25 protein-coding genes are annotated in these 25,961 nt (G+C 58.4%); 6 read left to right on the top strand and 19 right to left on the bottom strand.

Going from position 1 to position 25,961, the window contains the following annotated elements; all coding sequences use genetic code 11:
- Nucleotide 1: 1 nt before the first annotated feature.
- The 6 genes from ybgC to aspS form a co-directional block, all read right to left on the bottom strand.
- Nucleotides 2–463, bottom strand: coding sequence for a tol-pal system-associated acyl-CoA thioesterase (gene ybgC, locus MLD04_RS04900; RefSeq protein WP_248155276.1), 462 nt, complete (start codon nucleotides 461–463; stop codon nucleotides 2–4).
- On the bottom strand, nucleotides 456–1,487 hold the full coding sequence (gene ruvB, locus MLD04_RS04895) for a Holliday junction branch migration DNA helicase RuvB (protein WP_248155274.1): 1,032 nt from the start codon (nucleotides 1,485–1,487) through the stop codon (nucleotides 456–458). Before ruvB ends, ybgC begins: the two co-directional genes overlap by 8 nt.
- Before the next feature lie 142 nt (nucleotides 1,488–1,629).
- Nucleotides 1,630–2,262 carry a Holliday junction branch migration protein RuvA gene (gene ruvA, locus MLD04_RS04890; protein ID WP_248155272.1) on the bottom strand — a complete coding sequence of 211 codons (633 nt, stop codon included), beginning with the start codon at nucleotides 2,260–2,262 and terminating at the stop codon, nucleotides 1,630–1,632.
- Between the two features lie 30 nt (nucleotides 2,263–2,292).
- A complete protein-coding gene (ruvC, locus tag MLD04_RS04885; RefSeq protein WP_248155269.1) occupies nucleotides 2,293–2,820 on the bottom strand; it encodes a crossover junction endodeoxyribonuclease RuvC in 528 nt (175 codons plus the stop codon).
- Nucleotides 2,821–2,838: 18 nt separating this feature from the next.
- Nucleotides 2,839–3,582 carry a YebC/PmpR family DNA-binding transcriptional regulator gene (locus MLD04_RS04880; RefSeq protein WP_248155267.1) on the bottom strand — a complete coding sequence of 248 codons (744 nt, stop codon included), beginning with the start codon at nucleotides 3,580–3,582 and terminating at the stop codon, nucleotides 2,839–2,841.
- 61 nt (nucleotides 3,583–3,643) lie between these two features.
- Nucleotides 3,644–5,443: an aspartate--tRNA ligase gene (gene aspS / locus MLD04_RS04875; RefSeq protein ID WP_248155265.1), complete on the bottom strand. Its 1,800-nt coding sequence runs from the start codon at nucleotides 5,441–5,443 to the stop codon at nucleotides 3,644–3,646.
- Between the two features lie 174 nt (nucleotides 5,444–5,617).
- Here aspS and fabR point away from each other — a divergent pair, with 174 nt between their 5' ends.
- A complete protein-coding gene (gene fabR / locus MLD04_RS04870) occupies nucleotides 5,618–6,232 on the top strand; it encodes an HTH-type transcriptional repressor FabR (RefSeq protein WP_248155262.1) in 615 nt (204 codons plus the stop codon).
- Between the two features lie 25 nt (nucleotides 6,233–6,257).
- Here fabR and MLD04_RS04865 read toward each other — a convergent pair whose 3' ends face one another.
- The 8 genes from MLD04_RS04865 to guaB form a co-directional block, all read right to left on the bottom strand.
- On the bottom strand, nucleotides 6,258–6,779 hold the full coding sequence (locus MLD04_RS04865) for a PilZ domain-containing protein (protein WP_248155260.1): 522 nt from the start codon (nucleotides 6,777–6,779) through the stop codon (nucleotides 6,258–6,260).
- Between the two features lie 145 nt (nucleotides 6,780–6,924).
- Complete coding sequence (locus tag MLD04_RS04860) at nucleotides 6,925–7,347, bottom strand: HIT domain-containing protein (protein ID WP_248155257.1); 423 nt, start codon at nucleotides 7,345–7,347, stop codon at nucleotides 6,925–6,927.
- Nucleotides 7,348–8,694 carry a UDP-glucose dehydrogenase family protein gene (locus MLD04_RS04855; RefSeq protein ID WP_248155255.1) on the bottom strand — a complete coding sequence of 449 codons (1,347 nt, stop codon included), beginning with the start codon at nucleotides 8,692–8,694 and terminating at the stop codon, nucleotides 7,348–7,350.
- 43 nt (nucleotides 8,695–8,737) lie between these two features.
- A complete protein-coding gene (gene galE, locus MLD04_RS04850; protein WP_248155252.1) occupies nucleotides 8,738–9,733 on the bottom strand; it encodes a UDP-glucose 4-epimerase GalE in 996 nt (331 codons plus the stop codon).
- Nucleotides 9,734–9,741: 8 nt separating this feature from the next.
- Nucleotides 9,742–10,284 (bottom strand): tRNA adenosine(34) deaminase TadA, encoded by a 543-nt coding sequence (gene tadA, locus MLD04_RS04845; protein WP_282451726.1) that lies wholly within the window; start codon nucleotides 10,282–10,284, stop codon nucleotides 9,742–9,744.
- A gap of 81 nt (nucleotides 10,285–10,365) precedes the next feature.
- A complete protein-coding gene (locus tag MLD04_RS04840; RefSeq protein WP_248155247.1) occupies nucleotides 10,366–11,319 on the bottom strand; it encodes a hypothetical protein in 954 nt (317 codons plus the stop codon).
- Between the two features lie 188 nt (nucleotides 11,320–11,507).
- Complete coding sequence (guaA, locus tag MLD04_RS04835; protein WP_248155245.1) at nucleotides 11,508–13,085, bottom strand: glutamine-hydrolyzing GMP synthase; 1,578 nt, start codon at nucleotides 13,083–13,085, stop codon at nucleotides 11,508–11,510.
- A gap of 65 nt (nucleotides 13,086–13,150) precedes the next feature.
- Complete coding sequence (gene guaB / locus MLD04_RS04830; protein ID WP_248155242.1) at nucleotides 13,151–14,614, bottom strand: IMP dehydrogenase; 1,464 nt, start codon at nucleotides 14,612–14,614, stop codon at nucleotides 13,151–13,153.
- 286 nt (nucleotides 14,615–14,900) lie between these two features.
- Between guaB and xseA the strand changes: the two genes are divergently transcribed.
- The 3 genes from xseA (at nucleotide 14,901) to MLD04_RS04815 (ending at nucleotide 18,733) form a co-directional block, all read left to right on the top strand.
- Entirely contained in the window at nucleotides 14,901–16,235 is a 1,335-nt protein-coding gene (gene xseA, locus MLD04_RS04825; RefSeq protein WP_248155416.1) for an exodeoxyribonuclease VII large subunit, read from the top strand.
- 54 nt (nucleotides 16,236–16,289) lie between these two features.
- The gene (locus MLD04_RS04820; protein WP_345799607.1) at nucleotides 16,290–18,206 is read left to right on the top strand and encodes a propionyl-CoA synthetase; all 1,917 of its coding nucleotides are present in this window, start codon (nucleotides 16,290–16,292) and stop codon (nucleotides 18,204–18,206) included.
- A 317-nt stretch (nucleotides 18,207–18,523) separates the two neighbouring features.
- Nucleotides 18,524–18,733 (top strand): cold-shock protein, encoded by a 210-nt coding sequence (locus tag MLD04_RS04815; protein ID WP_008169155.1) that lies wholly within the window; start codon nucleotides 18,524–18,526, stop codon nucleotides 18,731–18,733.
- Between the two features lie 90 nt (nucleotides 18,734–18,823).
- On the opposite strand, the gene leuA is transcribed toward MLD04_RS04815, so the two are convergent.
- Nucleotides 18,824–20,518, bottom strand: a complete 1,695-nt coding sequence (gene leuA, locus MLD04_RS04810; RefSeq protein WP_248155238.1) for a 2-isopropylmalate synthase — start codon at nucleotides 20,516–20,518, stop codon at nucleotides 18,824–18,826.
- Between the two features lie 146 nt (nucleotides 20,519–20,664).
- Between leuA and MLD04_RS04805 the strand changes: the two genes are divergently transcribed.
- Nucleotides 20,665–21,162 carry an Lrp/AsnC family transcriptional regulator gene (locus MLD04_RS04805; protein WP_008938596.1) on the top strand — a complete coding sequence of 166 codons (498 nt, stop codon included), beginning with the start codon at nucleotides 20,665–20,667 and terminating at the stop codon, nucleotides 21,160–21,162.
- A gap of 1 nt (nucleotide 21,163) precedes the next feature.
- On the opposite strand, the gene MLD04_RS04800 is transcribed toward MLD04_RS04805, so the two are convergent.
- Complete coding sequence (locus MLD04_RS04800; RefSeq protein ID WP_248155415.1) at nucleotides 21,164–21,778, bottom strand: TetR/AcrR family transcriptional regulator; 615 nt, start codon at nucleotides 21,776–21,778, stop codon at nucleotides 21,164–21,166.
- A gap of 127 nt (nucleotides 21,779–21,905) precedes the next feature.
- Between MLD04_RS04800 and MLD04_RS04795 the strand changes: the two genes are divergently transcribed.
- Nucleotides 21,906–23,639, top strand: a complete 1,734-nt coding sequence (locus MLD04_RS04795) for a proline--tRNA ligase (protein ID WP_248155236.1) — start codon at nucleotides 21,906–21,908, stop codon at nucleotides 23,637–23,639.
- On the opposite strand, the gene murB is transcribed toward MLD04_RS04795, so the two are convergent.
- The 3 genes from murB to kdsB are packed head-to-tail and all read right to left on the bottom strand — an operon-like array spanning nucleotide 23,640 to nucleotide 25,957.
- Nucleotides 23,640–24,692 (bottom strand): UDP-N-acetylmuramate dehydrogenase, encoded by a 1,053-nt coding sequence (gene murB, locus MLD04_RS04790; protein WP_248155233.1) that lies wholly within the window; start codon nucleotides 24,690–24,692, stop codon nucleotides 23,640–23,642. It lies immediately after the preceding gene.
- Nucleotides 24,689–25,168: a low molecular weight protein-tyrosine-phosphatase gene (locus MLD04_RS04785; RefSeq protein WP_248155231.1), complete on the bottom strand. Its 480-nt coding sequence runs from the start codon at nucleotides 25,166–25,168 to the stop codon at nucleotides 24,689–24,691. The genes murB and MLD04_RS04785 overlap by 4 nt, the downstream gene beginning before the upstream one ends.
- Nucleotides 25,169–25,957 (bottom strand): 3-deoxy-manno-octulosonate cytidylyltransferase, encoded by a 789-nt coding sequence (gene kdsB / locus MLD04_RS04780; RefSeq protein ID WP_248155229.1) that lies wholly within the window; start codon nucleotides 25,955–25,957, stop codon nucleotides 25,169–25,171.
- Between the last annotated feature and the right edge of the window lie 4 nt (nucleotides 25,958–25,961).

Raw genomic sequence — 25,961 nt, 5'->3', positions numbered from 1 at the left:
TTTACTCCTGGATACTTTTATTGATTGGGTCCGGATCCGGGACATTTCGTCTCAACAGATCCTGCATATTGTCGGGTAACCGTCTCGGCCGTCCCGAATCAAGCGCAACACAGGCAACACGAACCTCGGCGTCACAAAGCGGCTTGCTCTCACCCTTACGCCAGACGCGCTGCCTGAAACCCATCCAGACCCGCCCGAACGCCACGGGCTCGGCCGTCACCTTCAGCTGATCATCCAGTCTCGCCGGCGCAGCGTAGTGAATCGCCAGTTTCTGGACCACGTAGCTGATGTTGTCCGCCAGCCCGGCCCTTAGACCAACGCCGCAGCTTCGGACCCACTCCGTCCTTGCCCGCTCCATATAGTGCAGGTAACGGGCATGGAAAACGATCCCTCCGGCGTCGGTATCTTCGATGTAGACCCGGACGGGCAGCTCGAAACCATTGGTACCGGTTGCCTCAGTCAAAAAGATCTCCCTCGGTTTCCGATTTTGGCGGGACCACACCAAAGTGCTGATACGCATGGGAGGTCACCATACGCCCGCGAGGTGTACGGACCATGAATCCCTGCTGGATGAGGAAAGGTTCCAGAACGTCTTCTATGGTGCCCCGCTCCTCGCTGATCGCTGCGGCCAGGCTCTCGACGCCGACCGGTCCGCCATCAAATTTCTCAATCATTGCGAGCAACAACCGTCGATCCATATGATCGAACCCCTGGTTGTCGACCTTGAGCATGTTCAGCGCCTGATCGGCAATGTCCGCGCTGATGTGGCCATTGGACCGGACCTCGGCGAAATCCCGTACCCGCCGCAGCAGGCGATTGGCAATCCGCGGCGTGCCGCGGGATCGACGGGCGATCTCGAACGCACCTTCCTGATCAACGGCCACGGATGACAGGCGTGCTGAGCGGACGATGATATCGGTCAGATCCCGGGTGTTGTAGAACTCCAGACGCTGGACAATCCCGAAACGATCACGCAGCGGAGAGGTCAGCAGACCCGCTCGGGTCGTGGCGCCGACCAGGGTGAAAGGCGGCAGGTCCAGTTTGATCGAGCGCGCCGCAGGACCTTCACCGATCATGATATCCAGCTGATAGTCTTCCATCGCCGGATAGAGGACTTCTTCGACGGCCGCGCTCAGGCGATGGATTTCATCGATGAAAAGGACATCGCCCTCTTCAAGATTGGTCAGCATCGCAGCCAGGTCTCCGGCCTTTTCGAGCACGGGACCGGACGTGGTCTTGATCGCCACCCCCATTTCATTGGCGATGATATTGGCAAGCGTCGTCTTGCCGAGACCGGGCGGACCGAAAATCAGCACATGATCCAGCGCCTCCTGCCGGCCTCTCGCCGCAGAGATAAAAATCTCCATCTGTTCCCGGACGGACGGTTGGCCGACATACTCACTCAGCAGCGTCGGCCTGATCGCCCGGTCCTGGACTTCTTCGTACTCTCCGGCCTTGCCTGAAATCAGTCGGTCGGACTCAATCATCTCATCACCCGAGTTGTGGGATTCAACTTCCTGTCTGCACGACGCGGCCTTCTCGCGTGTCGGGCCAATTGTACAAACGGACTATTCACTGTCACGTTACGCTATCTACAGGTTGCCATCCCCGACACACACCACCACCGTCTCAAGGCGTGGGGATCATGTTCCGGAGAGCCAGGCGTATCAGGGTCTGGCTGTTCATGCCCTCTTCCGCAACCTTGCTGACTGCCTTTGCAGCCTCCTGAGGTTTGTACCCCAGCGCAATCAGGGCTTCTTCGGCCTCGTCCCTGGGCTCGTGTCCACCAGCGGCCCTGGCTGACGTGGCGTCTCCGGACACTGCGCTGGCCGTCGTCGACGGCGTGAACTGACCTTCAAGTTGCCCGATCCGGTCGGCCATTTCAATCAGTAGCCGCTCGGCGGTCTTTTTACCCACGCCAGGAAGTTTCACCAGCGCATTGACGTCCCTGGCCTCCACACAGCGAATGAACTGCTCGGCGTCGAGGCCGGACAGGATGCCCACCGCGAGTTTTGGCCCTACGCCATTGACCTTGATTAACAACCGGAAAAGATCGCGATCAAGCCGCGAGGCAAAGCCATAGAGGCTCTGGGCATCTTCACGCACGGCAAAATGGGTATGCAGGGTAACTTCCTGGCCGGTTTCCGGCAGGTGGAAAAAGGCGGTGTAGGGGATGTCGATTTCGTAACCCAGCCCGCCACACTCCACCAGCGCGTGGCCGGGGCTCTTTTCAATCAGACTGCCTCTAATTCGACCAATCAACGGTTTCTCCTGTTGGCTCAGGCGAGCCGGTCATTGTTGTCGGACCCGGCCACTGCGGACCTTCCCACCGGAGGCCGCAACCTTGAGTACACTCTGGCTCATGTGCGCGTGACACAGGGCAATGGCGAGTGCGTCAGCGGCGTCGGCCTGGGGTTTACGGGACAGCGACAGCAAGGTCTGCACCATATGCTGAACCTGGGACTTGTCGGCACTGCCCTTACCCACCACCGCCTGTTTGACCTGGCGCGCGGAATACTCGTGAACGGCAAGGCCACTGTTCGCGGCACTGACAATCGCCGCGCCCCTGGCCTGACCAAGCTTGAGCGCCGAATCCGGATTGCGCGCCATGAAAACCTGTTCAATGGCGAATTCTTCCGGCCGGTATTCTCCGATCAGGGTGGCAAGGCTGTGGAAGATGGACTGAAGTCGCTGGGCCATGGGCTTGTCACCCACCCGGATACAGCCACTGTCGATGTATTCGATGTGTCGGCCTTCGGCGCGAATGATGCCGTAACCGGTTATCCGGGAACCGGGATCCACTCCGAGAATGATCGCCACGTCAGCGGGCTCCGGTCATCAGAGGGATTCCATGATCTCAGCGGATATATCCGCGTTGTGATAGACATTCTGGACGTCGTCCTGATCCTCGAGCATATCGATCAGCTTGAGGATGGTCTCGGCTCCGTTCCGATCGAGTTCAACCCGGGTGGCAGGTACCATGGTGACTTCGGAATTGTCCGGTGTCAGGCCTGCCCCGACCAGTGACTCTTTTACATCCAGGTATTCTTCCGGCGTGGTGACGATTTCATAGGATCCGTCGCTTTGCTCCTGCAGATCCTCTGCCCCGGCCTCCAGTGCCGCTTCCATCAATCGGTCGCCATCGACCTCCGGGCTGTAGCTGATGATTCCCTGCTTGGTAAACAGGTAGGCCACCGACCCGTCAGTCCCGAGGTTGCCACCGAACTTGTTGAATGCATGGCGGACTTCGGCCACCGTCCGGTTCTTGTTGTCTGTCATCGCTTCCACAAAGATAGCCACACCGCCCGGGCCATACCCCTCGTAGGTGAGCTCCTCGTAGTTGCTGTCATCGCCACCACCGGCGCCACGCTCGATGGCGCGCTCAATGGTGTCCTTTTTCATGTTGGCCGTCAGAGCCTTGTCGACAACCGCCCGTAACCGGGGGTTGTCGTTGGGATCGCCGCCGCCCAGACGGGCGGCAACGGTCAGCTCCCGGATGATTTTGGTGAAGATCTTGCCGCGCTTGGCGTCCTGTGCCGCCTTGCGATGCTTGATGTTGGCCCACTTACTATGACCAGCCATACCAATCCTCCGTCCATCGTCCGGAGAGCGGGCCAAAGGCCCGCCCCCGACTTGTCAGAATTTACTCGCTGCCCTCGGCCTTGTTGCCCTCAACCGGCTTGGCGGAACGACGCAGACGGATGTGCAGCTCACGCAGCTGCTTTTCGTCCACTTCGCCCGGTGCCTGGGTCATCAGACACGTCGCGCTCTGGGTTTTCGGGAAGGCGATGACATCCCGAATGGAGGAGGCGCCAGTCATCAGCATGACCAGGCGATCCAGACCGAAGGCCAGGCCGCCGTGCGGAGGACAGCCGAACTTCAGGGCGTCCAGCAGGAAGCCGAACTTGGCCCGGGCCTCTTCCTCGCCAATACCCAGGATGCGGAACACGGCCTGCTGCATGTTCTCGTCATGGATACGGATCGAGCCACCACCCAGCTCGGTGCCGTTGAGCACCATGTCATAGGCGCGGGACAGCGCATTGGCAGGATCCGCGGCCAGCTCTTCCGGTGTGCACGACGGAGCCGTGAACGGGTGATGGATAGCAGTCAGACCGCCATCCGGTGTCTCTTCGAACATCGGAAAATCCACAACCCACAGCGGCGCCCATTCCGACGTCAGCATGTTCAGGTCGTGCCCCAGTTTCACACGAAGCGCGCCGAGGGCTTCGTTCACCACGGTGGTCTTGTCGGCACCGAAGAAAACGATGTCGCCGTCTTCGGCACCCACGCGTTCCATGATGGCCTGTGCCACGTCGTCGCCGAGGAACTTGATGATCGGAGACTGGAGCCCCTCGACTCCCTTGGCCAGCTCATTGACCTTGATGTAGGCCAGACCTTTCGCTCCATAGATGCCCACGAACTTCGTGTAGTCATCGATCTGCTTCCGGGTCAGCTCGCCGCCTTTCGGTACACGCAGAGCGGCGACACGGCCTTTCGGGTCTTTCGCCGGACCGGCGAAGACCTTGAAGTCCACATCGGCAACCAGATCGTTGACATCCACCAGTTCCAGCGGAATCCGGAGATCCGGCTTGTCACTGCCGTAACGCTGCATGGCCTCGGAATGCGGCATGCGCGGAAACTCCGGCAGCTCCACATCGAGTACGTCCTTGAACAGGGAGCGCACCATGTTCTCGTTCAGTGACATCAGAGTCTCTTCATCGATGAAGGAGGCCTCGATATCCACCTGGGTGAATTCCGGCTGGCGATCCGCGCGCAAATCCTCATCCCGGAAACACTTGGCAATCTGGTAATACCGGTCAACGCCGGACACCATCAGCAGCTGCTTGAACAATTGCGGTGATTGCGGCAGCGCAAAGAACGACCCTTCGTGGGTCCGGCTCGGCACCAGGTAATCACGGGCGCCTTCCGGCGTGGCGCGCGTCAGGATCGGCGTTTCCACATCCATGAAGCCGTTGCTGTCCAGGAAGTTCCGGATATAGCTGGTGACCCGCGAACGGAACCGCAGGCGGTTGATCATTTCAGGACGCCGCAGGTCCACAAACCGGTAACGGAGGCGAACGTCCTCACCCACATCAACGTGCTCATCCAGCGGGAACGGAGGCGTCGCGGCCGCGTTCAGGATCTCCAGCTGCTTGCCAAGCAGTTCAACCTGGCCCGTGGGCATGTTGTTGTTCTCGGTTCCGGCGGGACGACGACGGACCCTGCCGGTAACCTTGATCACGAACTCGCTGCGAACCTTCTCCGCCAGCGAAAAACTCTCGGGGGTGTCGGGATCCACCACCACCTGTGACATACCGTCCCGATCCCGCAGATCCAGGAAAATAACCCCACCATGGTCACGGCGACGGTGGACCCACCCGCAAAGCGTGACTTCCTGATCGATGTGGGATTCGTTGATCCCACCGCAATAATGACTGCGCATACCGGTTCCCGTAGTTTCTGAAATGTGCAATAAGATGCGTGTTCGAAAAGCCGCCCATTATAAACACAATGGCCTTGAAAATCAGGCGTGTTTCCTCGCATTTCCCGCGTTCGGGTGACTCTGTCCTGGCGGGGGGCTAGAATGCGGGCTTTCAGCAGTATACGGAGCCGGACTTTGTCAACCAGAGCAGAACAGAAACTGCGAACACGACGGGCGCTGATGGACGCCGCACTGGCCCAACTCAGTGCCGATCGGGGTTTCGGCAGCCTGAGCCTGAGGGAAGTGGCCCGAGAGGCGGGCATTGCCCCCACGTCGTTCTACCGACATTTTGCAGAACTGGATGAACTGGGCCTGGCCCTGGTCGATGAGGGGGGCGTGGCCCTGCGCCAACTGATGCGCCAGGCGAGAAAACGCATTGCCCGGGATGGCAGCGCCATCTCGACCTCGGTGGATACCTTCATGGAATACCTGGGCAACAACGCGAACCTTTTCCGGCTGATGCTCAGGGAACGGACCGGCGTGTCAAAACCGTTCCGGACGGCGGTCAAGGCAGAGATCGATCACTTTGTTACTGAACTTGCCGACGACCTGCGACGATTCGCCGACGAACAGAACAAGCCGCTATCGGATGCAAGGGTCGTCGCCGAAGCCATGGTCACCCTGGTGTTCAACCAGGGCGCCGAAGCGCTCGACGCTACCACCCGGGAACGGGAAGAGCTCAAGGCCAAGCTCAAGACCGAACTCAGAATGATTCTGGTGGGCTCACAGGCCCTCGCTGCCCGGGCGTAAACCGGGGCCGGACAGACGAGAGGGTTCAGTCGAACCGGATGCGACCTCCGGTGGCGTAATTTTCCGGCGCCCCTCGCCTGGCAATCAGACCGGATTCCATATCCGCCAGCAAGGTTTCAATCGCCCTGGCCTTACCCAACAGGCTCCAGGCGCTTTCCGGTTGACGGGGGTAAAGGAACTCAATTCCAACCCGGAAAGCCTTCTCCAGGCTGGTGACATAACACACTCTTGCCAGTACGGCGTTCAGCGAATCAATCGTCTTGCCCTCCCCGGATTCGTCCAGCGGTTCCACGCAAACCCGGATTCGATCGTCCACACCCACCGCGGAATCCGGAATGACCAGCGCCGCACCGTCACGGTCGAAGTCCAGGACCTCCCCCTGACAGAGGGCATCGCCGCCGTCTTCGTTCCGAACGGTTGCTCCGAGCATTCCCAGGGCAAAATACCGGTAACGCACCAGCCCATGATCGGATTCCGGAATTACCGTTCCCTCAGGCACTTTGGACAGGTTCTCGGAAAAGGCCTCTACCCTCACTTTTGAGTTCATACGATCACTCTTCTTGTTAGCGTGTTTTTTGTGACGTACGTCACACTCGAGAGTTATCGTACTGAATTCGTTGAAGGTTCAATTTGCTGAACTGACGTTCATGTTTTTTTGGCCTACAAGGATAAATCCGCCCAAAAGGACGGATTTATGCAAGCGCCTTAAGGATAGGAGAAAGCCTGGACCGACACTGGTCGAGCTCATCAGGAGTGTAAGGTGTCGGCGACCGGGTTCCCCAGACGGGCCCTGGCCAGGCAGGGTCCGAGCTGTAGCGGACGATGTGATGAATGTGAAGCTGAGGCACCATGTTGCCGAGGGAGGCGACATTCATTTTGTCGCCGGAAAATGCCTCCATCATGCCGCGGCTGAGCCGTGACGATTCCACCATCAAACGAAGCTGCTGGTCCTCGGACAACTCATAGATCTCGCGAATGCCCGGGAACACGGGCACCAGAAGGACCCAGGGCCAGGTCGATTCATTCATCAACCGGACCTCGCACAGACGGCTGCGGCCGAGGAGTATCGTATCCGCGGCCAGCCGTTCATGAATGACGAATCCTTCCTCCATCATTCAGCCCGCGGAATGAAACTGGTTGCGACCCCGGCCGATGGCATAGTAGATCAGGCCATGGCGTTCGAGCATCTCGGGTTCGTACAGGTTGCGGCCATCGAAAACCACCGGCTCTTTCAGGGCGGCAGACACGGCCGCGAAATCCGGAGAACGGAACTCTTTCCACTCGGTGCAGATCACCAACACATCGGCGCCTTTCAGGGCCTGCTCCTTGGTGCCACACAGGGTGAGGCCGGCCTGATCACCGTAGATTCGCTGGGTTTCCTCCATGGCTTCCGGATCAAAGGCCTGGACCGAGGCGCCGGCCTTCCAGAGATCTTCCATCAGGGTACGGGAAGACGCTTCGCGCATGTCATCGGTGTTGGGCTTGAACGCCAGCCCCCACAGTGCCACAACCTTGCCCTCCAGTTTGCCCTCGAAATAGTGGCTCACCTTGTCGAACAGCACGTGTTTCTGGGCGTAGTTGACGGCTTCGACCGCGTTCAGCAGCCGGGCCTCGTAATCGCAGTCCCGGGCCGTACGGGCCAGGGCCTGAACGTCTTTGGGGAAGCAGGAGCCACCGTAACCACAGCCGGGGTAGATGAAGTGGTAGCCAATACGCGGATCGGAGCCAATGCCCCGACGGACGGCCTCGATGTCGGCGCCCAGTCGCTCCGCCAGGTTGGCAATCTCGTTCATGAAACTGATCTTGGTGGCCAGCAGGGAATTGGCCGCGTACTTGGTCAGCTCCGCCGAGCGGATGTCCATGAAGATCATCCGGTCGTGGTTACGGTTGAACGGATAATAGACTTCCCTCAGGACATCCGCCGCCTTCTCGCTGTCGGTACCAACAACGATCCGGTCGGGCTTCATGAAGTCGTTGATGGCCGCGCCTTCTTTCAGAAACTCGGGGTTGGAAACGACATCAAAGTCGAGCTCCAGATTCCGGTGATCGAGTTGTGCCTGCACGGCAGCCTTGACCTTGTCGCCGGTACCGACCGGCACCGTGGACTTGTCGACAATGACCTTGTATTCCTCCATGTACTGACCAATGGACTTAGCCACCGCCAGCACATACTGGAGATCGGCGGAGCCGTCTTCATCCGGAGGCGTGCCTACCGCGATGAACTGCAACGCAGAGTGTTTGACTGCTTCTTCAGTATTGGTTGTAAACGCCAAACGCCCCGCGTCAACCGTGTGCTGGACGATATTCTCAAGCCCCGGCTCGTAGATGGGGATGTGTCCGTTCCTGAGCTTTTCAATCTTGTTCTGGTCCACGTCCATACAGAGCACATCGTGACCTACGTCCGCCAGGCACGCCCCGGTGACCAGTCCCACATACCCAGTCCCAAAAATCGTGATTTTCATGGATTGCTATCCTTCTATCCATTAAATGAACAATGATTGAAGCTCAGTCAGAGCCGGCGGCCTTTTTCTTCAGCCAGACGGCTTCCCAGTCCAGTGCGGTGCGAACAATCGTCTCCAGGTCGTCGTAATCCGGCACCCAGCCAAGTACCTCACGAATGCGGGTGTTGTCCGCCATCAACGCCTCGGGATCCCCTGCCCGCCGGCCCGTTTCCGTGACCGGAAAATCCTTGCCCGAGAGCCGCTTGACGACATCAATCACCTCACGGACGGTAAAACCCCGGCCGTAGCCGCAGTTGAGCACTTTAGAGTCGCCACCGCCGGCCATGTAGTCGAGCGCCATCACGTGCGCCTTCGCCAGGTCTTCCACATGGATGTAGTCGCGGACGCAGGTGCCATCCCGGGTGTCGTAGTCGGTCCCGAACACACTCATCCCCTCTCTCTGCCCGGTGACGCATTCACAGGCTACTTTAATGAGGTGGGTGGCGTCCGGTGTGGCCTGCCCCAGCAAACCGTCAGGATTGGCGCCGGCAACATTGAAATACCGGAGAATCACGTGTTTCAGCGATGAGGCGGCGGACAGATCCATGATCATCCGCTCACTCATCATCTTGGACGCGCCGTAGGGGTTGATCGGCGCCAGCGGAAGATCTTCGGTCAGCACCTGTTGATCGGGCATCCCGTAAACCGCGGCAGTGGACGAAAACACCATGTAGGGAACCCGGTGCTTTTCCACGGCCTTCAGCAGGTTCAGGGTGTTCCGGGTGTTGTTGCTGTAATACTTCAGGGGGTTGGATACCGATTCCGGCACCACGATATGGGCCGCAAAGTGCAGGACGGCGTCAAAATCGTGGGCCGAGAAGAGTGCTTCGATGGCGCCCTCATCCGCCAGGTCTCCCTCGACCAGATCGCCGGCCGTGACCGCCCAACGGTAACCTGTCGAGAGATTATCAAACACCACAATATCGTGGCCCGCCTGATCCAGTTGGCGAACCACATGACTGCCGATATAGCCGGCTCCACCTGTAACAAGGACTTTCATGGTACCGATTACTCCTTCCCTGAAGATGACTTGCGTCTGCGCCGGATAGCTTCGCGACGTCGACTGAAAAAATCGCTGATCATGTTACCGCAGCGCTCGCCAAGCACGCCGCCCGTGGCCACCACCGACCAGTTGAGGTGGGGTTCCTCGAGCGTGCGGCGGGCCGACTCGACGGCGCCGGCCTTGGGTTCGACGGCACCATAGACCAACCGGCTGATCCGGCCATGAACAATGGCGCCTACGCACATCGTACAGGGCTCCAGCGTCACATACAGCGTCGCCCCGGCAAGGCGGTAATTTCCGACCCGTGCCGCGGCATCCCGCAACGCCCGGATCTCGGCATGAGCGGTCGGATCGCAGCCACTGATCGGGGCATTGTAGCCCGCTCCTATTTCACGGCCATCAAGAACAACGATAGCACCAACAGGGATTTCGCCTTTACACCAAGCCTGCTGGGCAAGCTCTAGTGCTCGCATCATCCACCGCTCATCTTCAAGGGAAGAAATTTCTTCTTTTTCTATTCTACAAGGATCGTTTTTTTCGTTTAGCATTGTACGTTTTACCAAGGCCCAACAACCACCAAACCATAAAAATCTGGCAGACAAACAGTAAACTCCCATGACAGCCTTGACTTAAATGTTGTAATTTAACATCAAAAAATCTTTAACTTCTTGATTGAACCGAACATACTCCTGCTTTATTCTACTCACATATGGCCGAAGCCTACTTAAAACGGAATCACGCTCCAGATCAATGCTTTTTATATAACCAGACAAGTACTCTGAATTTAAAAAAAGAGGACTTTCTAACTTTAGAAATTCAGGAATAAATACATCCTCTGAATAATTAGCTGCACCTACCTTTCTAACCAAAGGAATACAACCGTAAAGAGCAGCCTCCCGGGGTATACGATCTTTCCCCGGATGAGAACCAAAGTCCACAAAAAAGCGACTTTTTCTCAAAGTCATCTGAACCTCTTCCTGGGACATATTCTCAATAGCAATAACTGAGAATTTATTATTCAGCTGTTTAATTATCGATTCACAACCCGGAGCCTTTCTTGCCAAATAACATATATCATTAGTCTTGTCGTGATGCTCCGTCAAATGCTCCTCATTAAACATTGTATAGTCACTTACCATCGAGCCAGAGAAACCTAATCGACCCGCTTCAATTTGAGAATAAAAAGATTGAAAAATGTGAACACTATCTTTTAGATTAGTGTAGTGATTTATGTTATTTACCAAGGAGAGCGGTGCATTATCCCAGCTGAGCCACCAAAAGACTCTATTATCGCAACCTACACTTTTTAGCTGGGTTGACATTTCCAGCAATACTTCCGGAAAGATAAGAATATCTGTTTTTTTAAAACTTTTACATGTGGAATAAGGTAGATCTTTAATATTAAGCTCTGGATCTCTCGAATAAACTACCGAAAACGCATCAAATCCATCGAACTTTATACTTCCAATATTATAAAACAAAACCTCACTATTTAACCCGGAATCCCTTAAGGCCGCATTAAGCTGAAGCAGAGCAAACGGCCCACCAGTATATTGATCAGGACAAAAAATTATAAACTTCATTTTATAAAACCTAGCCTACTTGCTTAACTGAAACCCCGAAAAAGGAAATAAAAGTCTCAAAATGGCAAAATTTTCTAAATTCACCATTACTAGAAATCCCAAATAGATTTCTCTAAAACCTAAATAACAACAAGAAGCCAATCTTTTTGGAAATACACAAAAAGCCTTCTCCCAAAATACATTTGTCGTCATTCCCACTCGATGGTTGCCGGCGGCTTGGAAGAAATGTCGTACGTCACGCGCGACACTCCCGTGATCTCATTGATGATCCGATTGGACACTTTCTCAAGCAGATCGTACGGCAAATGCGCCCAACGCGCCGTCATGAAATCCACGGTTTCAACGGCACGGAGAGCCACCACGTATTCGTACCGGCGCTGGTCACCCACTACCCCTACCGATTTTACCGGCAGGAACACGGCAAAGGCCTGGCTGGTCTTGTGGTAGAGATCCGCACGATGCAATTCCTCCAGGAAGATGGCATCCGCCCGGCGCAGGATATCCGCGTATTCCTTACGGACTTCACCCAGGATGCGGACGCCCAGACCGGGCCCCGGGAACGGGTGGCGGTAGACCATGTCGTAGGGCAGGCCGAGTTCCAGGCCAATTCGACGAACTTCGTCCTTGAACAGCTCCCGCAGCGGTTCCACGAGCTTCATCTTCATGGTTTCCGGAAGGCCACCGACGTTGTGGTGAGATTTGATCACATGGGCCTTGCCGGTCTTGGAGGCAGCCGACTCGATGACATCGGGATAGATGGTTCCCTGAGCCAGCCAGTTGACGTCCTTGATGTTCGCCGCCTCGTCGTCGAAAACATCGATAAACGTATTGCCGATGATTTTGCGCTTCTGCTCCGGGTCGTCAACGCCCTTGAGCTTGGACAGGAACAGATCCTCGGCATCCACACGGATCACTTTCACGCCCATGTTGCTGGCAAACATGTCCATCACCTGGTCGCCTTCATGAAGACGAAGGAGGCCGTTATCCACGAACACGCAGGTCAGCTGATCACCGATCGCCTTGTGGAGCAACGCGGCGGTGACGGAGGAGTCCACGCCCCCGGACAGACCCAGCAGAACCTTGTCGTCACCGATCTGCTCCCGAATTTGCCTCACTGCATCGTCGACGATCTTCGCCGGGGTCCAGAGCGCCTCGCACCCGCAGATGTCCATCACGAAGTGCTCGAGAATACGCTTGCCCTGCAGGGTATGAGTCACTTCCGGATGGAACTGCACACCGTACAGGTTCCGACTCAGATCCTGCATCGCCGCAATCGGTGCGCTCTCTGTAGAGGCCAGGAGCTCAAAACCGTCGGGCAGCCCGACCACTTTGTCGCCATGGCTCATCCAGACATCCAGCAGGGATTCGCCCGTGGCCGTCAGGTGATCCGTAATGTCCTTCAGCAGAGGGCCCTTGGCACGAACCTTGACCTGCGCGTAGCCAAACTCACGCTTGTCGGAACTGGCCACCCGGCCGCCGAGCTGCTCGGCCATGGTCTGCATACCGTAGCAGATCCCCAGTACCGGAATACCACGGTCGAACAACCCTTCCGGCGCGCGCGGGCCGCCCAGCTGGGTGACGGATTCAGGGCCACCGGCAAGCACAATGCCCTTGGGGCGAAATGCCTCCAGCTCCTCATCGGTGATGTCGAACGCCTTGATCTCACAATAGACGCCGATCTCCCGGACACGCCGGGCAATCAGCTGGGTGTACTGGGAACCGAAATCAAGAATCAGGATGCGGTGGTCGTGAATGTTCTGGGCCATGAAATCCTCGGATCAGGAAGAAACAACGCGGCTCGATGGGAGCCGCGTTCAGTCAGGTACGTTGATTAACCGATGCGATAGTTGGGGGCTTCCTTGGTGATCGTCACATCATGGACGTGACTCTCACGCATACCCGCGTTGGTGATGCGGACAAATTCCGGTTTGGTGCGCATTTCTTCCATGGTGGCGCTACCGGTATAACCCATGGACGCCCGGAGACCGCCCATCAGCTGGTGAACGATGTTGCGCATCGGACCCTTGCAGGCAACCCGGCCTTCGATGCCTTCCGGCACCAGTTTTTCGATGCCTTTGCTGGCATCCTGGAAGTAGCGGTCACTGGAACCCTGCCCCATGGCACCAAGGGAGCCCATGCCGCGGTAGGCCTTGTAGCTCCGGCCCTGGTATAACTCGACCTCGCCCGGCGCTTCGTCCGTGCCCGCCAGCAGGCTGCCGATCATGACACTGTGGGCGCCAGCGGCAATGGCCTTGGCGATATCACCGGAGAACCGAACGCCACCGTCGGCGATCAGCGGAACGCCGCGATCCTTGAGCGCAGCCGCAACGTTTGAGACGGCCGAAATCTGGGGCACGCCGATGCCCGCAACAATACGGGTGGTACAGATGGAGCCGGGACCAATGCCGACTTTCACAGCGTCCGCGCCGGCATCCGCCAGGGCGATGGCCGCAGCCGAGGTCGCGATATTGCCGCCGATCACCTGAACTTCCGGGAAATTCTGCTTCACCCAGCGAACGCGGTCGACCACGCCCTTGGAGTGGCCGTGGGCTGTGTCCACGACAATGACATCCACGCCAGCCTCGGCAAGCGCCGAGATACGGGCTTCGGTATCGCCGCCGGTGCTTACTGCCGCGCCTACCCGGAGCCGACCCTGCTCATCCTTGCAGGCCAATGGGTAGTCCTTCGCTTTCTGAATATCCTTCACCGTGATCAGGCCACGAAGCTGGAAATTGTCGTTAACCACCAGGACCTTTTCGATCCGGTGCCGGTGCAGCAGTTCCTTGACGTCCTTGAGGCTGGCGCCCTCTTTCACGGTGACCAGCTTCTCCTTGGGCGTCATGATGTCGCGCACCAGGGTATCCATCCGGCTTTCGAAACGGATATCCCGACCGGTCACAATCCCGACCAGATCGTTTCCGTCCACCACCGGCAACCCGGAAATGTTGTTGGCAAAGGTGATATCGACCAGCTCTCGCACGGTGGTGTCCGGCGATACGGTGATCGGGTCCTTGACTACACCGCTTTCGAATTTCTTCACCTTGCGAACTGCGGCCGCCTGCTGTTCCACCGTCATGTTCTTGTGCATGATCCCGATACCGCCCTCCTGGGCCATGGCAATGGCCAGCTCGGCTTCGGTGACCGTATCCATGGCAGACGATACCAGCGGAATGTTCAGGGTGATGTTGCGGGTCAACTGGGTTTGCAGGTTGACCTGGTGGGGAAGAACTTCCGAATATCCGGGAACAAGCAGAACATCATCAAATGTGAGGGCTTCTTCAGCAATTCGCAGCATTGGGATCCGCCTTTTGAACGTGCTAAGTTTGGAAATCCTGTACGGCGCACTGAGCGGCGCCGCAAAGCAAAATCCTTAATCGATCTATTATAAAGTGGTGGTCGGTGACAGTAAACCGCGCCATTTTTAAGCTTCGGTTGCATCTTGCTGAATTTTCGATATTTTTACTCTCTCTTTTTCGGCTATTGCGTATAACCAACGACGGAGTTCGGCTTTGACGCCTTCCTTTCCCGGTTCCCCGCCCCCAGGACGGGGGGAAAACCACACTCTCCAGGCCGCGCGCGCACTGAGTGTCAGCGAACTCAACCACCAGGTCCGGCACCTTCTGGAATCCAGCTTCATGCAGGTCTGGGTGGAGGGCGAACTGTCCAGCCTGTCCCGGCCATCTTCCGGTCACTGGTATTTTTCGCTCAAGGACAAGAAATGCCAGGTTCGTTGTGCGATGTTCCGGGGCGCCAATCAGCGCGTCAGGTCCATACCGAAGGAAGGTGACCAGGTCCGCATTCGGGGCAAGGTGACGCTCTACGAAAACCGGGGCGATTTCCAGATCATTGTCGAGCATATCGAACCTGCTGGCCTGGGGGCGCTGCAGCAGGCCTTCGAGGCGCTCAAACGGAAGCTCCAAGGAGAGGGGCTGTTCGACCCCGCCAGAAAGAAGCCAATTCCGGCGATGCCACGACACATCGGAGTTGTTACCTCTCCCACTGGCGCCGCCATCCATGACATCCTCACGGTGCTGGCCCGCCGGTGTCCCGCCATTCCAGTCACACTCTACCCAACGGCGGTCCAGGGCCAGGCGGCGACCCAGGATATTGTCCGGGCCATTCGGAACGCCCAGTCCCACGGGGTTGCCGACGTACTCATCATTGGTCGCGGGGGCGGATCACTGGAAGATCTCTGGTGTTTCAACGAGGAAGCGGTGGCCCGTGCGATTGCCGATTGCACCCTGCCGACGGTCAGCGCTGTCGGGCACGAAGTGGATGTCACCATCGCCGACTTCGTGGCCGACTTGCGGGCACCCACACCGTCTGCGGCCGCAGAAAAGATTTCCCCGGACCTCGGGCACTGGTTGCGCCAGCTTGCAGAACAGGAGCTACGCCTTGGCAATGCTGCAAGAGCGGCCCTCAAACGCTTCTCAGTGCAACTGGAACACCTTCGGACCCGTCTCCGGGATCCGCGGCGGGATCTCCAGGAGAAAGCCCAACGCATGGACGAGCTGGAAATCCGGCTCGGCAAGGCCATGACACAGCGGCTGGAGCGACTGGAGCTACGCAGCAGTCACCTCGCTCAGCGTCTGAACATGCAGTCCCCCCGCAAGCTGCTCGCGGCCAACGGCGACAAGGTCACAGCCATCGAACGCGGATTGAACGCCGCCATCCAGGCACTTCTGGCAAATCGCCGAAACACCATGGAACACCTGGCCCAGACCCTCAACGTTGTCAGCCCTCTGGCCACCCTGGGACGGGGTTACGCCATCGTCCGGGCACCCGACGGCAGTATTGTACGGGAAGCCTCCGGACTGTCGCCCGGGGACCGCATTTCTGCCCGGGTGGCCCACGGCGACATCGATGCCGAAGTGATCTCTGTCAACGACGACGGAAAAATGCCCGAAGGGCACTGAGAACTAAGCCAATGGTCTACTAGTCCACACGCTGAAACGGCCTAAAGTGTTTGCATTACACAGCAAAATAACAACAGGCACAGTGAGGTGGCATCGATGGATTACAACTCCGAGTTCCGGCGTTCGATCGACCAGCGTGACCAATTCTGGGGCGAGCAGGCCCGCCAGATTGACTGGATCAAGGCGCCGGAAACCATCTGGCAGGCAAAGGATAACGGCCACGGCGACTGGTTCCCGGATGGCATCCTCAACACCTGCGATGTGGCACTGGATGCCAACATCCGGGCCGGCCGGGGTGATCAGAAAGCGCTCATCTACGACTCCCCCGTCACCAACAGCCAGCATTCTTACACCTACAACGAGCTGACCGATGAAGTTGCCCGCTTTGCCGGCGCCCTCAAGGCCCGCGGCATCGACAAGGGCGACCGGGTCATCATCTATATGCCGATGATCCCCCAGGCGGCTATTGCGATGCTTGCCTGCGCCCGGATCGGAGCCATTCACTCCGTGGTTTTTGGCGGCTTTGCCGCCCACGAACTGGCAGTGCGCATAGAGGACGCCCAACCGAAAGCACTGATTACCGCCTCCTGCGGGATCGAGGTGACCCGCGTCATTGAGTACAAACCCCTGGTCGACAAGGCCATCGAGCAGTCAAGCCACAAGCCGGACACCTGCGTCGTTTTCCAGCGCCCCCAGGCTCGGGCTGACATGCAGACGGGGCGGGACCTGGACTGGAATGAGATCATGGCGAGCGCCGAGCCCGCCGATCCGGTCCCGGTGAAAGCTACCGACCCTCTCTATATCCTCTACACGTCCGGCACTACCGGAAAACCCAAAGGCGTGGTTCGGGATAACGGCGGCCATGCCGTTGCCCTGACATACAGCATGAAACTGGTCTACGACGCCAATCCGGGTGATGTCTACTGGGCGGCCTCCGATGTGGGCTGGGTGGTTGGCCACAGCTATATTGTCTACGGCCCTCTGTTCGCCGGCTGCACAACCATTCTCTACGAGGGCAAGCCGGTAAAAACACCGGATGCCGGAGCCTTCTGGCGCGTGGTCCAGGATCACGGCGTCAACCTTCTGTTCACCGCGCCAACGGCCTTCCGGGCGGTCCGCAAAGAAGATCCCGAAGCGGATCAGCTCGAAAAATACGATGTCCGATCCCTCAAGCGCATATTCCTGGCCGGTGAACGTCTGGATCCGCCCACCTATGAGTGGCTCCGCGAACACACCGGCCTGCCGATTCTCGACCACTGGTGGCAGACAGAGACCGGCTGGGCCATCTGCTGCAATCCCGTGGGCATCGAAATGATGGAAACCAAGCCGGGTTCGGCCACCGTGCCCTCGCCGGGTTACGACGTCCAGATCGTGGACATGAACGGCAGCCAGGTGCCCGCCGGATCCCAGGGCCAGATTGCCGTCAAGCTACCCTTGCCTCCGGGCTGCATGCAGACCGTCTGGGGTGACGACGACCGCTTTCGCCGGACCTACCTGGATCCGATTCCGGGCTACTACAGCTCCGGCGACGGTGGTTATGTCGACGACGACGGCTACGTCTTTGTGATGGGCCGGACAGACGACGTCATCAATGTCGCAGGCCACCGCCTGTCCACCGGCGAAATGGAAGAAGTCGTCGCCTCCCACCCGGCCATTGCCGAGTGTTGCGTGGTCGGCGCCCACGACGAGATGCGGGGACAGACTCCAATAGGACTGGTGCTGATCAAGGACGGCGCGACCATCGATCACGACGAACTCGAAGAGGAGCTGGTGGAGATGGTGCGGGACAAGATCGGCGCCATTGCCTGCTTCCGGCGTGCCATGGTGGTTGAGCGACTGCCCAAGACCCGGTCTGGCAAGATTCTCCGCCGGGTCATCCGGCAGATCGCGGACGGCGAAGAGTACACAGTGCCCAGCACGATCGACGATCCCGCCATCCTTGAGGAAATCAGCGAACAGTTCCGCCGCTGAAACCAGCCTCATCGATCCGAAACGGGGCCTGCTTCGGCAGGCTCCGTTTTTGTCGTTGCCGCACTACGGAAAAACCTGACAATGCCTGACTTTTCAACCAATTGAGGCACTCAAAAAAAGCGTTGACGGCTTCCAAACTCGGTCTATACTGAAAATGCTGTGAAAATACAGCGGTATTTGGTGAATGTGCGTTACAACGTCCTGCCGAAGTGCTCTTCGTTGCCCCTTCCTCAGTACTCTCTGGATTTCTCAGCAGGATTCCGTCATGGAATATGAAGGTCCCGTGAGGGCAAATTTTTGAAAGACAGGAAAGATCAATGTCCGATACCAAAACCGGCCACGTAAAGTGGTTCAACGAGTCCAAGGGCTTTGGCTTCATCGCTCAGGATGGTGGCAGTGACGTATTCGTTCACTACAGTGCAATCAACGCTTCCGGGTTCCGTACCCTGACCGAAGGTCAGCAGGTGCAGTTCACCGTGACGCAGGGCCCGAAAGGTCCCCAGGCGGAAAACGTAACTCCGGTGTAAACCGGGTTCGTTGACCGTCCCTTGCCCCTCACGGGCAGAGGAAACGTAAAAGCCGGCGCATTGCCGGCTTTTTTGTGCCTGTGCAATTGATCAGGCATCCGTTGTCTCGAGTTCCGGCCTCACGTCCGGAAGCCGGTCCCCCACGGCCTGGGCCACCGCGGAAAACAGCGCCTGCAGGGTTGCCGAAGTAGTGTCTTCCGCCAGCGCCGCTGCGCTGCAATGTTGACCGTCCACCGTCAACCGAATGCAGGCCAGAGCATTGGCGTTGGTTCCTTCGCCAAGTGCAAACTCGTCATAGGCCTCAACGGCAATGGCAACGCCGAACCGGGCTTCGAGAGCGGCCGATACCGCTTCGACGGCGCCCAGCCCCCGACCGTCCAGGCGAACCGGCGCCGCGGGGTCACCAATGGTTACGTCTGCCCGAACGCCGTTGTCGTCCCGATGCAGATCGTAGGAACGCAGGGTCCAGTCCGGCAGGATCCGCAGATAACGTTCTTCGAACAACCGGTGGATGGTATGGGAGTCAATTTCACCACCGTCGGTTTCTGCCTCACGCTGGACAACCTTGCTGAACTCGATCTGTAACCAACGCGGGAGGCTGATGTTGTAATCCCGCTCCAGCACATAGGCCACGCCGCCCTTGCCGGACTGACTGTTGATCCGGACCACCTCTTCGTAGCGGCGCCCGACATCGAACGGATCGATCGGCAGATAGGCAACGTTCCAGGTGTCCCCTTCCCGCCGACGGGACAGACACTTCCGGATCGCATCCTGGTGACTCCCGGAGAAGGCAGTGAAAACCAGCTCACCGGCGTACGGATGGCGTGGATGGGTAGAGATTTCGGTGCAGGCTTCAACCACTTCGGTGATTTCCGCCATCCTCGACAAATCCAGCGTCGGGTCGATGCCCTGGGAATAGAGATTCATGGCCATGGTCACCAGGTCCATGTTCCCGGTCCGTTCGCCATTGCCCATCAGCGTTCCCTCGACTCGATCGGCACCCGCCATGACCGCAAGTTCAGCGGCCGCTACCGCACAGCCACGGTCATTGTGGGTATGCACGCTGATTCGGATATGGTCGCGCCGCTGGATGTTGTCGCAAATCCACTCGATCTGATCGGCAAAGACGTTCGGGGTTGCCATTTCAACGGTTGCCGGAAGATTGATGATCACCGGCTGGCCCTGCTCCGGGCGCCATACCTCTGTCACTGCGTCGATCACTTCCGCCGCGAAATCCAGCTCCGTTCCGGTAAAGCTCTCCGGCGAATACTGGAAGGTCCACTCGGTCTCCGGATACCGGGCGGCAATGTCACGAACCACGCGGGCTCCGTTGACGGCGATGTCCCGAATGCCATCGCGATCCATGCCAAAGACCTGTTCGCGCTGCACCGTCGACGTGGAGTTGTAGACATGAACAATCGCGCGCTTCGCTCCCTGTAGAGCTTCGTACGTGCGCTCAATGAGCTCGGGCCGGGCCTGGGTCAGAACCTGGATCTGCACGTCATCCGGGATGCGGTTCTCTTCAATCAACTTCCGGCAGAAATCAAAGTCGGGCTGACTGGCCGCCGGAAAGCCGATTTCAATTTCCTTGAAGCCAAGCTTGACCAGCAAATCGAACAATCGCTGTTTCTGAGCAACCGACATCGGCTTCACCAGTGCCTGGTTACCGTCCCGAAGGTCGACCGCGCACCAGTCCGGCGCCCGTTCGATGACTCGGTCCGGCCAACGACGGTCGGTTTTCCGTATGGGTTCGAATGCCACGTATTTGCGATGATCAAAGGCCATGGAATGAAATCCTTGAAAGTGACGGCAAAATGTCTCGATTCAGGGACTATGCTAACGCGGATGGCGGGATATTTGATTGCTATTTAATGGCATCTGGCGTTATTTTTGACATTAAATATCTCTGATCAACCAATAAAGGCAATTATATGCTTCCCGCCTCCAGAGAACTTGTAAAGATCGACCGAACCGACCGCCGGATTCTCGAAGAGCTGCAGCAGGATGGATCGCTGACCAATCAGGAACTGGCCGAGAAAGTCGGCCTGTCGCCGTCGCCCTGCCTGAGACGGGTCCGGGCCCTCGAAGAATCCGGCGTCATTGTCCGACGGGCGACGGTCCTGGATCACAAGAAGCTGGGGCTTTCCCTGACGGCCATTATCCTGATCGGCATGGACCGGCACACGCCGGAACGGTTTGCTGCGTTTGAGGAAAAGGTGGCGGGCTACCCGGAAGTGCAGGAATGCTACCTGATTACCGGGCAGGACGCCGACTACATGCTGAAAGTCGTGGTGCCGGACATGGATCACTACCACCACTTCCTGTTGAACCACATCACCCGTATCCAGGGCGTCAGCGGTGTGCATTCGAGCTTCGTTCTGCGCCGCGTTATCGACAGCACGGCCCTGCCGCTGGGCTACCTGTCCTGAGTCAGCGGATCAGCTCGCGGACATAGGCGCCGGCCATGCATTTGAGTTCCTCGACCAGCTGGCGCCCCTGTTCCTCGGGGAGAGTGACCGCCAGCCGAAGGATGTTGCCCGCCGACCGCGGCAACAACAGGCTCGCGGTCCAGCGCCGGCCCGGTGGGATCCCGGGGCACTCTTCACGCAATCGGGCATCCAGTTCTTCGGCGTTGCTGTAGAGCTCGCGCAGGTCGAGATCGCGGAGTTCCGGCATGGCTTCCACACCACTCCAGATCGCCGAGTACGCCGGCTCGGTCCTGTAGAATTCATAGAACTGATCGATCAGCACATCCACCGCGTCGGTCAGCGCCAGCTCGGGCAGGCGCTGCCGCAACGCCTTCTCCATCTTCTCGACATGCAGTTCGGCGATGGCATGGACCACAGCGGCCTTGTTGGGAAAGTAACGATACAACGACGCCAGGGACATTCCGGACCTGCGGGCAATGGCGGACATACTGGTCGCGTCAACGCCGACCTCATCAAAGATCCCCGCTGCGTTTTTAAGAATGGTATCGACTCTTTCGCGGCTCCGTGCCTGCACCGGCCGGCGGCGCGGGGCAACATCGACAGTTTCATCGGTCATCATCTGTACCTTGTCAGGCTTGCTCCGTACAATAATGACCACTTTACGACAATTCGGGACAAGGGCGGCGGTCACCCGCCTGTCCATTAGTCTAACAACCCCTGATCCACATCAAACGGAAGAGACAATGCGAGCGAGCCGTTACCTGATAGCTACCCAGAAAGAGACCCCTGCAGACGCCGAGATCATCAGCCACCAGCTGATGCTTCGTGCCGGCATGATCCGCAAGCTGGCGGCGGGGCTCTACACCTGGCTACCAATGGGTTTGCGGACCCTGCGGAAGGTCGAGCGCATTGTTCGAGAGGAAATGGACAAGAGCGGTGCTCAGGAGGTTCTGATGCCCGCGGTACAGCCGGCCGAACTCTGGCAGGAATCCGGGCGCTGGACCCAGTATGGCGGGGAACTGCTTCGGATGAACGACCGTCACGGTCGCGAGTTCTGTTTTGGCCCCACCCACGAAGAGGTCATCACCGATCTGATTCGTAACGAACTGAAGAGTTACAAGGAACTTCCCTCGAACTTCTATCAGATCCAGACCAAGTTTCGCGATGAGCGCCGTCCGCGCTTCGGTGTGATGCGCGCCCGTGAGTTCATCATGAAGGACGCCTATTCCTTCCACCTGGACGCGGAATCACTGAACGAGACCTACCAGGTAATGCACCGGACCTACTGCAACATCTTCGATCGGCTGGGCCTGGACTACCGTCCAGTACAAGCGGACTCCGGCGCCATCGGCGGCAGTGCCTCTCACGAATTCCACGTGCTCGCCTCTTCCGGGGAGGACGACATTGTATTCAGCACCGAGAGCGATTACGCCGCCAATATCGAGAAGGCAGAAGCGGTCGCTCCGGCCGGCGAGCGCCCAGCTCCGGCCGAAGAGATGAAAGAAGTCTCGACTCCCGGCCAACGGACCATTGAAGCCATTGCCTCCTTCCTGAATATTGATGCGACCCGGACAGTGAAAACCCTGCTGGTGAAAGCGGAAGAGGACGAAAACGGTGAGGCCGGTCTGGTCGCGCTGATCCTGCGTGGCGACCACACCCTGAACGAGATCAAGGCCGAAAACCTGCCCGGCATTGCCGAACCCCTCACCATGGCCACCGACGAGGAAATCAAGCGCGTGATCGGCTGTGAGCCCGGCTCCATCGGCCCGGTAAACCTGCCGATTCCGGTTATTGTCGATCGCAGTGCCGCCCATCTGGCCGACTTTGTATGCGGGGCAAACCGGGACGATTATCACCTGACCGGCGTAAACTGGGAACGCGATTTGCCGCTGGGCCGCGTTGAAGACCTGCGTAACGTGGTCGAGGGAGACCCGAGCCCGGACGGCAAGGGCACGCTTGAGATTCGCCGCGGTATCGAGGTCGGCCACATCTTCAAGCTCGGCAATAAATACAGCAAGGCCATGAACGCCACCGTACTCGACGAACATGGCAAGAGCGTCGTCATGGAGATGGGCTGCTATGGTGTGGGTGTGTCACGCATCGTTGCCGCGTCCATTGAGCAGAACCACGATGATAAGGGCATTATCTGGCCAGATGCCATCGCACCGTTCGAAGTGGCCATCGTCACCCTCAATGCACACAAGTCGCCGACTGTGGCCGAGGCAGGTGAAAAACTTTACGAACAGCTTCGCCAGGCCGGTTTCGATGTGCTGATCGATGATCGTAACGAACGCCCGGGCGTTAAGTTTGCGGACATGGAACTGATCGGCATCCCTCACCGTTTCGTGGTGTCGGATCGGGGGCTCGCGGCGGGAACGCTGGAGTACAAGGGGCGCCGCGACGAGGACAAGCAGGACGTTCCGCTTGCCGAAGCCCTGCCCTTCCTGATCAACGCGTCACCGCGCAAGGGCCTCTGATCAAACGCTGACCGAAGGGAGCCCGTCGCCACCCACCACGCCGGGCTCCATTTCAAGCTCAATACCGAACCTTTCCCACACCGAGGCCCGAATCCTTGCCGCCAGTGCCAGGATATCGGCACCGCTGCCACCGGAATGATTGATCAATACCAGCGCCTGGCGATTGTGGACACCCACACGCTGGTTCCGGTAACCCTTCCAGCCAGATTGATCAATCAGCCATGCAGCTGCCACTTTCACACCGTTCGGCTGGGGATAGGCCGGCATCTCCGGATAGGTCTCCTTCAGAGCCTCATACACAGCATCGGTGATCACCGGATTCTTGAAAAAACTGCCTGCGTTCGGCAATTGAAGGGGATCCGGGAGTTTCCGGCGCCGAATCGCCATGACCGCCTCTGCGACCGCCAGGGGATCCAGGTTCTTCTGCGGCAGGTTGGCAAGGTATTCCTCCAGATCCCGATAACCCAGCTGGAGCGGACGACCACGAGACAGGCGCAGTCGGATCGCGGTGATCAGATAACGCCCGGGCTCGTGTTTGAACAGGCTGTCCCGGTAGGCAAACCGGCACTCCCCCGCATCCAGGCAACACCACTGCCGGGCTTTGCGATCATACGCGGTGACGGATTCCAGGGTATCGCACAACTCGACGCCGTAGGCGCCGATGTTCTGAACCGGCGCTGCGCCGGCTGTTCCCGGAATCAGGGCGAGGTTTTCAACCCCCCGATAACCGGAACTGGCGGCGTACAGCACGGATTCATGCCAGTTCTCGCCCGCCGCAAGCACCAGCGTCGCTTCATCGCCATCCACCCGCTCCCAATGCCTGCCAAGGTTGGCAATGTGAATGACCAGGCCCGGGAATTCACCGGCGAACACCAGGTTACTGCCACCACCGAGGATCAGCACCTCAAGATCGCGATCGGCTGCCCAATCCAGGGCAAGTGGCACCTGCTCTTCATGTTCCAGATCCAGAAAATAACGGGCGTTTGCCTCAACGCCGAGGGTGTTCAATGCCTTGAGATCGACGAACTCGCGTATCGATAACGGGTGATTCAACCGATCCGCTCCCGGATGTCATTCAGCAACCCTTCTCCGGCGTCCTGGATCAGGTCCAGCACCTGCTCGAATCCTTCCTCTCCCCCGTAATAGGGATCGGGGACTTCCTTGTGGGAACTGGTCCCGAAGCTCAGAAACAGCGCCGGCTCGGTCCCGCCGTTCTGATGCCAGAGATCCTTTACATCCGCCAGGTTCTGCCGGTCCATGACCATTACATAGTCGTAGCGGTCGAGATCCTGTTCGGTGATCTGGCGGGCCCGAAGGTCACTGATATCGATTCCCCGTTGACGGGCTGCGGCCAACGCCCGCGCATCGGGTGCCTTGCCCACGTGCCAGTTGCCCGTGCCACACGAATCTATGTGAATACGGTCTGCCAGGCCAGCCTGCCCAACCAGCTGCCGGAACACACCTTCCGCACTTGGCGACCGACAGATATTTCCCAGACACACGAACAGAACCTTCACCGGCTCACTCATCTATTCCTCCCGAGTCGAAGCCAGCCACGCGCGAACCCGATCCAGATCGGCCTCGGTATCCACACCGGCCGGCGGTATTACGGACGCAATATCGACATGAATTTGGGCACCATGGTAGAGCGCCCGCAACTGTTCCAGCGACTCGGCGCGCTCTGTAGGCGCCACCGGCCAGGCCACAAAGTCTCTCAGCACACTTGCCCGATAGCCATAGATTCCGATGTGACGGAAATAGCCAATGCCCTCGGGGAGAGAAACGTCGCCCCTTTCGGGCCGGATTCCTGCGGGCCAGTGGTCACGGGCCCAGGGAATCGGCGCACGGCTGAAATAGTGCGCCATACCCTGCTGGTCAAATACCACTTTGACCACGTTCGGATTGAATACGGAGTCCATGTCATGGAGTCGTTCACACAGGGTCGCAATTGCCGCTTCCGGATAACGGTCCAGATTCTCGGCCACCTGGTTGATCAGGACCGGCGGAATCAGGGGCTCGTCACCCTGCACATTGATGATTCGGTGGTCGTTGTCCAGGCCGAGTTGCCGCACCACCTCCTCCAGGCGATCGGTGCCGCTGGCATGATCCGGCGAGGTCATGACCACCTCCGCACCAAACGCCGCACAGGCATCGCGGATACGCTCGTCGTCTGTGGCCACCACCACCTGGGCAGCGTCACTCTCCCGGGCGCGTTCACAGACATGCTGAATCATAGGCTTACCGGCAATATCGGCAAGTGGCTTGCCGGGTAGCCGACTGGACGCATAACGGGCCGGAATGACGACGGTAAAAGACATGGTG

Source organism: Marinobacter koreensis, assembly GCF_023156285.1.
GTDB classification, from domain to species: domain Bacteria; phylum Pseudomonadota; class Gammaproteobacteria; order Pseudomonadales; family Oleiphilaceae; genus Marinobacter; species Marinobacter koreensis.
Note: the sequence above shows the minus strand (reverse complement) of the source record. Positions and strands in the feature narration are given on the sequence as shown.